The organism is Bradyrhizobium sp. SHOUNA76, from assembly GCF_023006445.1.
Taxonomy (GTDB): domain Bacteria; phylum Pseudomonadota; class Alphaproteobacteria; order Rhizobiales; family Xanthobacteraceae; genus Bradyrhizobium.
In genome coordinates, this window is record NZ_JALBHA010001219.1 from 1 (window position 1) to 223 (window position 223).

The following is a 223-nucleotide window of genomic DNA, read 5'->3' on the forward strand; positions in this document are numbered from 1 at the left end:
GGACGCGCGGCAGGCAAATCGGGATTGGGGCGATCGCACGCCCGTGCTTCGCTTCGTCCCGGATCAGGACCGGCTGAACCTGATCGGCCTGTCGCCGGCCGAGGTGGCCCGTCAGCTCCAGTTCCTCCTCACCGGCATTCCCGTGACGCAGGTTCGCGAGGACATCCGCAATGTCCCGATCGTGGCACGCAGCGCCGGCCGCGAGCGGCTCGATCCGGCCCGT

General features: G+C 70.0%; 1 protein-coding gene. It reads left to right on the plus strand.

Annotated features, from left to right (window positions below):
- Window positions 1–223: hypothetical protein (locus tag MOV74_RS40585; RefSeq protein ID WP_246933158.1), on the plus strand; the 223-nt coding region annotated here is incomplete at both ends.